The sequence below is a fragment of the Pseudarthrobacter sp. NPDC055928 genome, assembly GCF_042270935.1.
Classification (GTDB): Bacteria; Actinomycetota; Actinomycetes; order Actinomycetales; family Micrococcaceae; genus Arthrobacter.
Map to the genome: position 1 here is coordinate 90282 of NZ_JBHJZH010000014.1, position 11740 is coordinate 102021.

The 11740-nt window shown below is 62.6% G+C and carries 14 protein-coding genes; 1 reads left to right on the plus strand and 13 read right to left on the minus strand.

All coding sequences use genetic code 11. The features are described 5' to 3' along the window. Window positions 1-32: 32 nt before the first annotated feature. The 9 genes from ACFC25_RS16945 to ACFC25_RS16985 form a co-directional block, all read right to left on the minus strand. On the minus strand, window positions 33-683 hold the full coding sequence (locus ACFC25_RS16945; protein ID WP_376047222.1) for a GntR family transcriptional regulator: 651 nt from the start codon (window positions 681-683) through the stop codon (window positions 33-35). Window positions 684-710: 27 nt separating this feature from the next. Next, window positions 711-1142, minus strand: coding sequence for a GntR family transcriptional regulator (locus ACFC25_RS16950; RefSeq protein ID WP_376047377.1), 432 nt, complete (start codon window positions 1140-1142; stop codon window positions 711-713). 31 nt (window positions 1143-1173) lie between these two features. Next, window positions 1174-1431, minus strand: coding sequence for a GntR family transcriptional regulator (locus ACFC25_RS16955; protein ID WP_376047225.1), 258 nt, complete (start codon window positions 1429-1431; stop codon window positions 1174-1176). Window positions 1432-1440: 9 nt separating this feature from the next. Further along, a complete protein-coding gene (locus ACFC25_RS16960; protein WP_376047227.1) occupies window positions 1441-2634 on the minus strand; it encodes an FAD-dependent oxidoreductase in 1194 nt (397 codons plus the stop codon). 161 nt (window positions 2635-2795) lie between these two features. Next, window positions 2796-4202, minus strand: coding sequence for an NAD(P)/FAD-dependent oxidoreductase (locus tag ACFC25_RS16965; RefSeq protein ID WP_376047230.1), 1407 nt, complete (start codon window positions 4200-4202; stop codon window positions 2796-2798). A gap of 35 nt (window positions 4203-4237) precedes the next feature. After that, on the minus strand, window positions 4238-4972 hold the full coding sequence (locus ACFC25_RS16970; protein ID WP_376047233.1) for an SDR family NAD(P)-dependent oxidoreductase: 735 nt from the start codon (window positions 4970-4972) through the stop codon (window positions 4238-4240). 70 nt (window positions 4973-5042) lie between these two features. Next, entirely contained in the window at window positions 5043-6149 is a 1107-nt protein-coding gene (locus ACFC25_RS16975; RefSeq protein ID WP_376047236.1) for an alanine racemase, read from the minus strand. A gap of 25 nt (window positions 6150-6174) precedes the next feature. After that, entirely contained in the window at window positions 6175-6660 is a 486-nt protein-coding gene (locus ACFC25_RS16980) for a RidA family protein (RefSeq protein ID WP_376047239.1), read from the minus strand. 18 nt (window positions 6661-6678) lie between these two features. Beyond that, window positions 6679-7374: a haloacid dehalogenase type II gene (locus ACFC25_RS16985; protein ID WP_376047242.1), complete on the minus strand. Its 696-nt coding sequence runs from the start codon at window positions 7372-7374 to the stop codon at window positions 6679-6681. A 192-nt stretch (window positions 7375-7566) separates the two neighbouring features. On the opposite strand from ACFC25_RS16985, the gene ACFC25_RS16990 reads away from it, so the two are divergent. Continuing rightward, the gene (locus ACFC25_RS16990) at window positions 7567-7914 is read left to right on the plus strand and encodes a cupin domain-containing protein (RefSeq protein WP_337347181.1); all 348 of its coding nucleotides are present in this window, start codon (window positions 7567-7569) and stop codon (window positions 7912-7914) included. Between the two features lie 312 nt (window positions 7915-8226). On the opposite strand, the gene ACFC25_RS16995 is transcribed toward ACFC25_RS16990, so the two are convergent. The 4 genes from ACFC25_RS16995 to ACFC25_RS17010 all read right to left on the minus strand — a co-directional run bounded on the left by ACFC25_RS16995 (window position 8227) and on the right by ACFC25_RS17010 (window position 11673). Continuing rightward, window positions 8227-9249 carry a DUF808 domain-containing protein gene (locus ACFC25_RS16995; protein ID WP_376047246.1) on the minus strand — a complete coding sequence of 341 codons (1023 nt, stop codon included), beginning with the start codon at window positions 9247-9249 and terminating at the stop codon, window positions 8227-8229. A 127-nt stretch (window positions 9250-9376) separates the two neighbouring features. Next, a complete protein-coding gene (locus ACFC25_RS17000; protein WP_337347183.1) occupies window positions 9377-10207 on the minus strand; it encodes an endonuclease/exonuclease/phosphatase family protein in 831 nt (276 codons plus the stop codon). Between the two features lie 72 nt (window positions 10208-10279). Further along, complete coding sequence (locus ACFC25_RS17005; protein WP_376047248.1) at window positions 10280-10789, minus strand: methyltransferase family protein; 510 nt, start codon at window positions 10787-10789, stop codon at window positions 10280-10282. Window positions 10790-10860: 71 nt separating this feature from the next. Then, window positions 10861-11673 (minus strand): hydrolase, encoded by an 813-nt coding sequence (locus tag ACFC25_RS17010; protein WP_376047251.1) that lies wholly within the window; start codon window positions 11671-11673, stop codon window positions 10861-10863. Window positions 11674-11740: the final 67 nt, after the last annotated feature.

Genomic DNA, 11740 nt, shown 5'->3' on the forward strand with positions numbered 1-11740 from the left:
ATGCCAGTCTCGCAAGTCAGGGTTTGGTTTGGTTAACTTTCGGCGCGGAGCGCATTGTGGAACTGACGGACAGTCTCCTGACGGAAACCCTCGAAGTCACCTTCCAAAGCAAGTGCGGCTAGTCTCTCGTGCTCAACGGCGATTTCATGGAGGTCGCTATAAGTCCGATGGTCGACAGAGAAGTAGAGACGCAGCTTGTTCTCCCAACCGTTCCACAGAGCATGCAGGGCGGAGTTCCCCGAATATTTATAGAAGAGCCTGTGGAAGCGCAGGTGAGCGTCAATGCTGGCCGGAATGTCGTTGGTGTCCGTGGCCCGGTAAAGCTCCTCGATGGTTTGCTTCAACCGCAGCCGCTCGGTACCGCGCAACGTTTCGGCCGAGAGTTCAGCAGCGTAAGGCTCAACAAGCAAGCGGATTGATGCGATTTCGGCGACGTCGCGGGCGCTGACCTCCACAACGAAGGATCCCCGGAAGGGGATTTTCACCACCAGACCTTCTTCTTCAAGGCGGGTCAGCGCCTCACGCAGCGGGGACCGGCTGATTCCGAGATCGGCAGCAATGTGCGTCTCGCGCAGCTGCCCACCTGGAGGCACAGTTCCGTCCAGGATGGCTGTACGCAGCACGCTGTAGACGCCGTCCGGCGTCGTGGTCCGCTGCTGTTGCCATGTGAACTTGCGGTCCATCGTGCCGCCTCTCTTGTCGATTGTCGATTATACAAGGCGCCCGTCGTGCTCCCGGCAGCGGATGCTGTCAGACGCTGAGGGCTTCCGCTGAGTTGTGGCCTGTTGCAGATGCCCCCTGATGGCCTTGAGCAGGCCATCCCTGTCGCCTGCCTTCAAGAGATCCAGGATGTTTTGGTGTTCCTGTACCAGAACGTCCATCCTTGGGTAGGAAACGTCCAAGTCGAAGATACACATTCGTGATTCAGCGGCAAGTGTCTTGTAAATGCGGATAAAACGGGAATTTCCCACGCCTTCAACGAGGGCTGAATGGAACTGCATATCCAGCCCTGCCATGGTCTGCCAGTCGGAAGCAAGCACTTGCTTCGCCATTTCACCCACAATTTCCTTCAGCACCTCGCAGGTTTCACTGATCTGTTTCGGGCTGCTGTCCAGCAGCCTGTTGGCGGCCGCGGATTCGATGGACTCCCGAACTGCCTAGATCTCCCTTAGGTCATGCGTTTCGACCTCCTTGACGAACACTCCGTAGTTGCGCCGGCTGATCAGGATCCCTTCCTGGGACAAAGCGCTGCAGGGCTTCCCGGAGGGGACCCCTGGATGTGTTGAGCTGTTCCGCCAGGAAGGATTCGTTGATCTGTTGCCCGGGCCGGATGGACCTCTGAACGATTTGATCCCGCAAGTGGTCAGCGATCACCTGCGCAGTGGGTCTTCCTTCCAATGCAAGGGGTCTTTCTGGTGCCGCCATTGACATCCACCTATCTCATCTTTCGGCGTAATGCGCGTTGGCTAGATTGCTGTTGCTGCTGGCTGACGGGTTGGCCTGGCTCGTCTTAAACCGTTCCGGGCGTACGAATTCCAGGCCTGTGAATGACTGTTTGCGGAGCGCTTCGTACGCGGCAATGTGGCCGAACCCGGTGGCATTCTTGAATCCGCCCCCGGAGAAGCCGGTGGCGCAATAGATCCTGCGTGACTTGCTGAGCCACCCCAGTAGAGGATTCTGGTCCGTGGTGTAGAGGTCCGGGAAGGCATCGGAGCGGACGATCGTCGGGATGAGGCCGGGGATGAATTCCGAGATCGTTTCAATGGTCTCGGCGATTTCGGCTGTTGAGAGTTCCCTGCGGAAACCGTCGGGGTCCGGTGTTGCTGTGCCGCGGCCGTCAAGGGTGGCTTTGACCGTGACCCCGTCGACGGCAGGTGCTCCATACATGGAGCGGTCCTGGTACATCCGGTTGAACGTGGGGAACTTTTCCGGGGTGAACTGGGCTGCGTCGTGGGCAACAAACCAGGTCAGGAAGACGCGCTTGGTCTGCGTTGCGGCTTTGAGGTAGTTGGGCATCAGACGCTGGGACCAGCCGCCCGAGGAGACGATGACGTTCTCGAAGGTCCAGGAGGTCTCTCCGGAGGTGATGACAACGCCGTCTTCGGTTTCGGTGATGCTGTCGATCGGGGTGTTGGTGTGGACGGTTGCGCCGTTGGCCTCCGCCGCAGCAATGGCGGCTGTGACGGCACGGTCGGTGCGCAGGACCCCGGCGTTCGGGTCATAGACGGCGCAGTCATCCGGGCGGAGGTTGTGTTGGGGGTAGCGTTCTGCCATCTCTTCGCGGCTGAGAATCTCATGGGCAGCCCTGTTGGTACGGGCGGTTTCCAGGAGGCTGCGGATGTACGGGCCGTCGGCGGTGCCGATGGAAAGGCCGCCGCAGCGGATGAGGATGTCCTGCCCGGTTTCGGCTTCCAGTTCACCCCAGAGATCACGTGAGCGTTCCAGGATGGGGTAGAGGTCAGGTACTCCACGGTAGATCATCCGAAAGAGCCTGGTATCACCGCCCACGGCGCTTCTGCCGTGAGCAGGGAACTGCGCCTCGAAACCGGTGACGGAGTCGGTCAGGTTCGATGCCTGCCACAACGCCATGCTTCCGATGCTGCCCAGGCCTATGACAGCCAATTTTCCGTCCATGGACTAGAGCACCTTTTCCGGGAGCGCCTGGGTCTTGGCTTCCTTGGGATTGGCGTCACTGCGCTCCATCACGAGGCCCGCAGCTGCCGTCTGGATCTTGTTGATGGTTTTCAAGGTGCTTCCCTTCGAATGGGGTAGTGGTGAGAGTTTCGCTGAGGGGACTATTCATGTAGTCCGGCGAGTCTGCTGCCGAATTTGGCCAGGAGTGAGGTTTTGGTGGAGTCCCTGCGTTCTTCCCATCGGTCGGCAATGCCGAACAGCCGGTACATGCCGTGGACGCCGAGCCAGCGGAGGGGTTCGGGTTCCCACTTCCGTGCACGGTAGCCGACCCAGGGAAGTGTGGTCCGTTCTGTTTCCTTCTCGAAGGCCAGTTCCGCGAGGGTCCGGCCGCCGACGTAGGCTGCGGTGACGCCGTGTCCGGCGTAACCGGTGGACGATCCGATCCCGTTGGCCTGGTCCCAGTGCACGCCGCCGTTCCAGTCACGGGTGACGCCCAGGACTCCGGACCAGGCGTGGTCCACTTCGAAGGGGATGCCGGGGAAGAAGGAGCGGAGCTTTGTGGAGATCAGGTCAATGGTGGACTGGGGTGTTGAACCGCTGCCTCCTGTGCCGGAGCCGTAGCGGTAGGGGTTACCGCGGCCGCCTATGGCGATGCGGCCGTCCGCTGTTCGCTGTGAATAGATGAAGGTGTGTGCGGAGTCGTTAAGGCACTGGGGCCCGTTCCATCCGATCTGCTGCCACGTTTCTTCGGACAGCGGCTTTGTCACGATCATCGAGGAATTGATCGGGATCAGGGTCCTGCTGCCAAGAAGCTGTCCGGAATACCCTTCGGTGCAGACGAACGTTTTGGCAGCCGTCACTTGTCCGTTGGCCAGTTTTAGGGTCGTTCGGTCGATGCTGTCCACCCGGCTGCCTTCGTAGATGCTGACCCCCATGGAGGCCAAGGTCTCGGCGAGGCCGTAGACGAGTTTCGCCGGATGAATGCGGGCGCAATGTTTGTAGAAGAGCCCGCCGTGGACGGTGGAGATGTTGATCTGGCTCTGGAACTCGTCCCGGTCAAGCATATGGACATCGTCTTCGGTCAGCCCGTACTTCCAGTCGGCATCACGCCTGGCTACCAGCCTGCCCAGCCCCGCTTTCGTGTGTGCGGCGACGAGCGCGCCGCCCTTGTGCTGATCCGCGTTAATGCCCTCGGCCTGGAGAATATCCAGGACGGAATCAACGCCGGCGACAAATTCCTGCTGCAGGGCCCGGCTCGCGTCCAGCCCTCCGCCGGATGCGCGGGCGAAGGTGGCCCGGTTTCCTGGGGGCATTGCTGAGAGCCAGCCGCCGTTGCGTCCGGAGGCGCCGTAGCCGATATGTTCTGCCTCAAATACCGCGACCTTGAGTGATGGCTCGAGTTTCTTGGCGAAGTACGCGGCCCACAGGCCGGTGTAGCCGCCGCCGATGATTGCCAGGTCTACAGAGTCCTGGCCGGTGAAGCGGGGGTAGGTGGACCTAGTGTCCGCGAGTCCGGCCATCCAGAAGCCGAGCTCTCCGTTTCGGGGTGTTGCCGCAGGGGCTGTCATGGTTGTCCTTCGTTGTCTGTGAAGCGTTGAGGTATTCAGGCGGCGGTGTATCCGCCGTCGACGGGCAGGACCGCTCCGGTGATGTAGGACGATTCCTTCGAGGCCATGAAGAGGATGGCGTCGGCGATCTCTTCGGGGGTCGCGAGGCGCTGCAGCGGGATCTGCCCTTCGCGGTGGGCACGGTAGGCCTCGGGGTCGACCCTGCGCTGGAAGGATGCTTCGATGACCGGGGTGGCGGTCAGGCCCGGTGCGACGACGTTGACCCGGATGTTGCGTGGCGCCCATTCGATCGCCGCGCCCTTGGCGAGCATGATCAGGCCGCCCTTGGCCGCGGAGTACAGGACTTCATCGGCCTTGCCGACCATGCCGAGCCGGGAGCTGACGAGGACGAAAGAGCCACCCGTAGCCGGCATCAGCGGCGCGAAGTGCTTCATCACCAGGAAGGAGCTGAGCAGGTTGCTGTGAAGCACGTTCCTCGCATCCTCGTACGCCATCTCAGTGAGCGGGCCGCTGACCTGCAGGCCGTGGTTAAGGACGACGACGTCCACGGTGCCGAAGGATTCGGCGGCCTGCCGGGCGAGGCTTTCGACGAACGCCTCGTCGTTGAGGTCTCCCGGGACGTATAGATCCTCGGGCTGGGCGCTGTCGAGGTGCTCCCTGCGGCCGGTGAGCAGCAGCCGGGCACCTTCGTTGCGGAAGTGGGAGCATACTGCCTGCCCGATTCCGCTGTTGGCGCCGGTGACCAGGGCCGTGGTCCTATCAAGTCTCATGTCAGTCACTCCATCGTGAGTTAGGTTGCTTGGGTAGTAGCTAGGGGAGGAAGTTGCCGTCCGCGATCGGTCAGTTGAGGAATCCACGGGCATCGACCGGCCACCGTTCCAGTGATGTGCCTGTGCTGTCGGTGACGATGTACTCCTCGAAATTGACTACCACCGGGCACACGTGGTTGGGGACCACCGGAAGCACGGTCCCTACCCGGGGGCGGAACCCGCCCGCGGGCAGCGGGAGGAATCCGTGGTATTCGTTGAGTTTGGACAGGACGGCCGAGGTGCCGGCAATGCCGCCGTAGCCGCGCTCGGGGCCGCCTTCGCGGCCGAGGGCTTTGGTGCCGATGTCGAGGATGACCTGGTCGGGGATCCAGTCGCTGACCACGGTGCCGGCGACGAACAGCGCGATCTGATCTTCGGTGCAGGCGCCGAGCCTGGCGTTGTTCAGGTCGTTGAACACGTACTCGCCCGGCCGAATTTCGGTGATGACGCTGCTGGTGGAGAACTCCACTGTGGGAGTGGACCCGGCGCTGACCACCTCCGCGGTGACCCCAGCTGCGTTGAAGCTGCGCACCGCAGCAATGAGCGCGGTGTCCTGATCCTTGACCGCACCCTTGCGGGCGTCCGGACCGGCGCTGCCGTGACCCGGGTAGGTGAAGACGCCCGCCGGGACCAGGCCGCGGTTGCGGGCGGCGAGGGCGAGGTCGCCGGCGGCCTCGGCAGGAGCTCCGGAACGGCGGGCACCGCAGTCGACCTCGATCACGACCTGCAGCCGGTCAGGTTCTGCGCCCATCGCGTCGGCGAGGCCATTGATCGCCGCGACGTTGTCCGCGCCGACGCGCAGCCGGGTGTTCTCGGCGAGCCGCCGGATCCGCCTCCCTTTCGTTCCCGAAGGCCAGATCGGGTAGGCGAGGAAGATGTCGTCGAACCCGGCCGCGGCGAAGACCTCGGCCTCACCCACATTGCCCGCGGTTATTCCGACCGCCCCGGCCTTGATCTGGCGCCGGCCAATTTCGACACACTTGTGCGTCTTGACATGCGGCCGGACGTCCAAGTTGTTCCGGGCGGCGAAGGCCTGCATCCGGTCGATGTTCTCCTGCATCACATCGACCAGCACGATTGGTGCGGGGGTGTCGATCCGTTCGACGAGCGCCTCGAGTGCTCCTTGAATGCGGTTCACGCTGTACTCCTCATTGTTCAACGACCTACGCCTCAGTGCAGATCATCTGGATCTCTACAGGAGTGTTCAGCGGCAGCCCGGCAACACCGATCGCGGTGCGGGCATGACGCCCGTTCTCACCCAACACTCCGATGAGCAGTTCACTGGCCGCGTTGGCGACACGGGACTGCAGACCGAAGTCCGGCGTACTGGCCACGAAGACCAGCATCTGCACGATCCGGACCCGGTCCAGATCTCCCACCGCCTGCACAGCGGCGGCGAGGCAGTTCAGCGCGCAATGGCGCGCGAGCTCCCGCGCCGTCTCCAGGTCCACGTCCCGGCCCACAACCCCCGTGCCCAGCAGCTCACCGTCTTTGAACGGCAGTTGGCCGGAAATGTGGATGCTCGAGTCCACCGTCCGGTGATCCACGTAGTACGCATTATCAGCGAGGACGGGTAGATCCAGACCAAGGGCCTCGAGACGATCTGAAGCCGAGTCGCCCTTTACGGTTGGAGGTAGTGGCAGACTCATCTTTTACTCAGTTTTCTCTTAGGAGTCAGCAGGACGCGGCAGGCCGAAGAGGACCGGGAGATCGGCGATATCGGTGATCCGCTCGTAGCCGAGCCAGTGCTCGTCGTGCTCGAAGCCGCGGTCGACATACACCTTGTTCTTGATACCCATAATGGCCGCGGGGCGGTGGTCGTACATCGGGCTCGCGGAGACGTGGACGATCTCATCCGGTGTCACGCCAAGCTTGTCGAACATGTACTCAAACGCACCGAGCCGCGGCTTGTACATGCCCATCTGCTCGGCGCTGATGATGACCTCGAACGGGGCCTTGAGGTTGGCCGCAAGGCGCACAGCATGGGCGGTGTCGCTGTTCGTGACGATGACCAGCGGGAGTTCCTCAGCCAGGCGGTTTAATGCCTCGGTGACACCCGGGTACGGGCCAAAAGAGGGGACAATCTCATAAACCGCCCGTGCGTCGGCCGCACGGAACTCCAGACCGAGCCGACGCGAGGCGCGTTCCATCGAGTCGGCGACAATCTGGTGAAACGGCTTGTACTCGCCCGTGCACTCATCGATGCGGTACGCCTTGCAGGACCGCAGGTAATCATCGGCGATCTCAGCCGGCAACCGGTCACCCAGTACCTCACGGATCGCATCGTTGATAGCGAACTTGATCAGCGTTCCGTTCATATCGAACGTAACGAACTTCGGCGTGGTTTCGAATTCGAATGCCATGTGGTCCTCCAGTTATGCTCGTCGATTGTCGACGAAAGGCTATGACGTGCTGTCGATTGTCGACGATACTCCGACGGTTAGTAGATTGTCAACGAAATTCCCCGAGGTGCCCGGGTTGCAGCCAGGATAGACGCACCACCGAGCCATGGAGTACGATTGTCAACAATTCACGATCCAGTGGAAGGAAAAATCATGCGTCCATACGTATATGTCCCGGCAGCCAAAATTCAGGGCGAGCTCGAACCTAACGGCCACCGTGCCGGCTACGACTCGGGGGACCCGCAGACGTCGATCCTTAAGTTCGACACCGCTATTAAGACGGGCGTCTGGGAGTGCCAGCCGGGCGGCTGGAATATAACCCCCCGCGAGGACACCGAGGTGTGCTACATCGTGAGCGGCCGCGTGACCGTCACGGATGGCGCCACCGGCAACGTCTACGAAGTCTCTGCCGGCGACGTTGTTGTGCAGCCCAAGGGCTGGTCGGGCCGCTGGGATGTTACCGAGACCATCCGCAAGGTCTACAGCCACGGCTTCGACTGATCCCCGTCTGAACCTGACGCTAGGCTAACGGGCCGTACCCTCATGAGGGATACGGCCCGTTCACTTCTCCGGCACCCCAGCAGGATCATCGCGTCATCGACCGGGCTCTAGCAGCCATACGGGCGAGGATCTCTCAGGTCAGGGCTGGACTCACCGTGAACGCTGTGGGGAGCATCGAACTTCGTCAAGCCGGACTCGCTTTCGCCTTCTACGGGACTAGTCAGTCGAGGCGGGGACCTGGACGACGACGTTCTGCCAGCCTTGACGGCCTACTTCGTGATGGGGGTCGGACGGCTATCCGGAGGCTCTAGGTCAGGTGGTGGAATCGCTCTGGCCTTGACCCGGCTTGTGGCCGGAAACCACGGCGCGAACGTCTCCTTCCTCGTGCCCCTTCTTCTTTTTGCCGAAAGGCAGCACCTTTAGCAGTGGGCCAACGACAGCCACGACCACGAGGCCCCAGGCGAGCCCGAGGACGGCAGAACACAAGGTATTGACCAGCCATGCCAGGAAGCCGCCTACCACCGGGATCCCGACGAGCGGGTGCTCCAGGGCATGGACCAGATCATACGGCGCGTGCCAGCCGAGATCGTGTGCTCCCTGCAGCATGATGTGGCCACCCACCCACAGCATGGCGATGGTTCCGACGAGGGTTATCGCGGTCAGCACAGCGGGCATCCCTCTGACGAGAAGCTCGCCGAAGCGCTTGGACCCCGCAGAATCTTTAGCGGCCAGGTGCAGGCCGATGTCGTCCATTTTGACGATCAATCCGACGGCACCATACACGAGCACCGTGATGACGAGCGCAACGACGACCAGGATGAGGGCCCGGGCCCACAGGGACTCATTAGCCACCTCGTTCATCGAGATGACCATGATTTCGCAGGAGAGAATGAAGTCGGTGGTGATGGCGCCCTTGGTGACCTTGGCCTCCGCCTCCGGGCCTCGCTCAACCGCAGGCGCTTTTTCGTCCTCGTGGTGGCCGCGGAGCTTGTGCCAGACCTTCTCTGCGCCCTCGTAGCAGAGGTAGGTGCCGCCCAGCATAAGGATGAACGGAATGGCCCATGGGACGAACGCGCTGACGAGAAGAAGTGCGGGCAGGATGATCAGCAGCTTATTGCGGAGCGAGCCCCAGAAGATCTTCTTAATCATCGGCAACTCGCGGGACGGGTCCGCCCCGGACACGTACTGCGGCGTCACGGCGGCATCGTCGATCACCACGCCGGCGGCCTTGGCTCCCGCCTTGGCTGCTCCGGCCGCGACGTCGTCTACCGAGGCGGCCGCTATGCGGGCAAGGGCTGCGACGTCGTCCAGCAGGGCGACCAGACCGCCGCTCACAGGTTACTTCCGCACTGCTCGAGAATGGACTGCTGGGCATGGAGGCCTCGCTTGAGGCGCGTGATCGGCATGCTCAGATTATACGAGTCGCTGTGTCGGAGCGGGCTCCCGTGGCGATGATGGTTGCTCAGTAGCGGACGTCGGCCTGCACACCGAAGTGGTCCGATGCGTACACCCTGTGCACGGGAGTGGTCCCAATCAGCGCCGCGGAGCGGGGGTGGCCGGCTCCGCCGCGCCGAGGTGCCGCGGTGAAGATGTAGTCGATCCGACGGTCCGGCCACAGCAGTTGTGTGGCCCAGGGGTTGCTGTTGGACCACGTGCAGCCTTTGCCGCCTGGGCCGGCCACCTCCCAAGCGTCATAGAAAGCCACCCCTTGGACGGGCGCCGCTGCCCGGCCGGTCATCATCCGTACTTCGTCACTGTCAGGATCGGCGTTGAAGTCACCGCAGACAATGAGGGGGATTCGATCGTCCCGCGCGGCGTGCACCTCCGGGAGCAGGCCCTTGACCGCTTCCTGGCGTTCGTGACTCTCATCGAGCCACCATGCATCCATGACCACGCCATAGACCTGGATCGGTCCGCGAGGGCCGGCAAGCTCGGCCTGCTGCACGCGCAGGTCCCCGAAAGATGTACTGGCTCTGGAGCTGATTGGCCACCGTGACATCACCGCTACGCCGGAGAGCGCGGAGTCGTCTTCCTGCGCGGTGACACCGCTGAAGGCATAGTGCGGCAGCCCCAGCGGGCCTGCCAGCCGAGCGCACTGGCTATCCTGGCTTTTTGCCCACGACTCGGCCAGCACGACTATGTCGGGGCGGGCCTTTGCCAACGTGGTGATGATCGCGGCCTCACGCGCCTCCCAAGGACCGTATAGCCCCCAGACATTCCACGCGACTACCCTGACGGTCGTCTCGATCAGCTGGCCGTAGAAGTGTGGTGGTATGTCCTGGACAGGGGTCACCCACCCATGGTGCCCACGGGACATCAATCTGCACCAGCCCTTTTCGATGCCAGAGATCCATTCCAGGCACGGTCACTCCCGCCACGGCTTGAGCAGCGGCCACCACCCTGGGACATGGCGGCGGTAGTTGAGGTATTCCTCGCCGTAAGTGCGGGTGAGGGTCGGCTCCTCGTAGCCCTTCACGAACCCGACGACCATGGTGAGGACGATGATGGCGTAGAGCACCAGCCACCAACTGCCGTACAGCAGTGCCTGGCCAAGGATGATGTTGAGCACAGAGAGGTACATGGGATTGCGCACGAATCGGTAGGCACCTGTCACGACGAGATTCTGGGTCGGAGCAACCGGAGCGGGCGTTCCGCGGTGCAGGGCGAACAGTGCGAAGGCGTGCAAGAGGATAACCACCCCGACGGCGATCAGGATCCATGCGATCGGCACCACGACCCAGGCCAGGCCGCCCCAGTCGCGCCACCGCCAGCCGGAGATGAGCCACGGGATGAGGCCCGCGATGACGCCGGGGGCCAGGAGCAGGAAGAGGATCGTTCCGATCCACGCACGTGCGGGTGAGGCTGTCTGCGCCATGTGCGTCAGGCTAGCCCCATTCCTCGTGCCACGCGAGAGCCTGCTCCGCGGCCCCTTCCACGAGCTGACGTTCAGGTCAAATGGTCGAAGTCACCTCGCGCCCAGGCAGCATGCCGCTGCGCGGACTCGTGCAGGATGGCTTTGGCTCCTGACGCGATGACATTGTTGAAGTTGCCGTAGATCCGGTCGAATCTGAGCTCTCCCAACTGCCCGGCTATCCGCAACGCCACGGCACCGGAAAGCGGCAGATGATTCGGGTAGCTGCGCATGAAGGAGATGGAGATTCGATCGGGATTCGGATACACGCTGTCGCCGGTCAACAAGACCCCCCTGCCGCCCGCTCCTGCAGCCCAGTGCACCACCGCGCTGCCGGGGAAGTGCCCCCCGGTCTGGTGTAGCGTCAAGCCCTCGGCGATGGATTGGGTGCCGGACCAGTACTTGATAACAGGGTCATGGCGCCCCAGCCATCGTCGGTCTGCATCTGCCACAAGCACCGGGACGCCCCCGAGCCGATGCGACCATTCGACCTGTACACCAAACATGTGGGGATGGCTGGCGGCGACAGCCAGGACAGGGCCTCGTTCGAGTACGGCCTTCAGAGTCCTGTCATCGACATACCCGATCGGATCCCATAGCAGTGAACCCTCGTGTGTCGTAACGAGTTGGGCGGTCTGGCCGATTCCGACTTTCGGCTTCGTCATGATTCCGCTAAGACCCGGCTCGTTCTCTTTCAGCATTGTCTGCTGCCCCTCCTGCGCCAGCCCAGCCAGTGTGAGCCACTTTTGTCCGTCCTCGGGCACATACTGCCGTTCATCGGTGCAGATCGGGCAGAGCTCCGGGGCAGGTTCGTCGCGTTCCACGGCGCAGGTTGCGCAGATCAGCATGGTTGGTCCCTTCTTGCTATCTCCTGGTGCTCGCTGTTCCGCTTAGCGGTGGAATCGCATTTCGCAT

Excerpts from the sequence above, each read along its gene's own strand:
- ACFC25_RS16980 (WP_376047239.1), bottom strand. The coding sequence starts at position 6,660 with ATGAGTCTGCCACTACCTCCAACCGTAAAGGGCGACTCGGCTTCAGAT.
- ACFC25_RS17005 (WP_376047248.1), bottom strand. The coding sequence starts at position 10,789 with ATGGCGCAGACAGCCTCACCCGCACGTGCGTGGATCGGAACGATCCTC.
- ACFC25_RS16970 (WP_376047233.1), bottom strand. The coding sequence starts at position 4,972 with ATGAGACTTGATAGGACCACGGCCCTGGTCACCGGCGCCAACAGCGGA.
- ACFC25_RS16965 (WP_376047230.1), bottom strand. The coding sequence starts at position 4,202 with ATGACAGCCCCTGCGGCAACACCCCGAAACGGAGAGCTCGGCTTCTGG.
- ACFC25_RS16945 (WP_376047222.1), bottom strand. The coding sequence starts at position 683 with ATGGACCGCAAGTTCACATGGCAACAGCAGCGGACCACGACGCCGGAC.
- ACFC25_RS16955 (WP_376047225.1), bottom strand. The coding sequence starts at position 1,431 with ATGTCAATGGCGGCACCAGAAAGACCCCTTGCATTGGAAGGAAGACCC.
- ACFC25_RS16960 (WP_376047227.1), bottom strand. The coding sequence starts at position 2,634 with ATGGACGGAAAATTGGCTGTCATAGGCCTGGGCAGCATCGGAAGCATG.
- ACFC25_RS17010 (WP_376047251.1), bottom strand. The coding sequence starts at position 11,673 with ATGCTGATCTGCGCAACCTGCGCCGTGGAACGCGACGAACCTGCCCCG.
- ACFC25_RS16985 (WP_376047242.1), bottom strand. The coding sequence starts at position 7,374 with ATGGCATTCGAATTCGAAACCACGCCGAAGTTCGTTACGTTCGATATG.
- ACFC25_RS16990 (WP_337347181.1), top strand. The coding sequence starts at position 7,567 with ATGCGTCCATACGTATATGTCCCGGCAGCCAAAATTCAGGGCGAGCTC.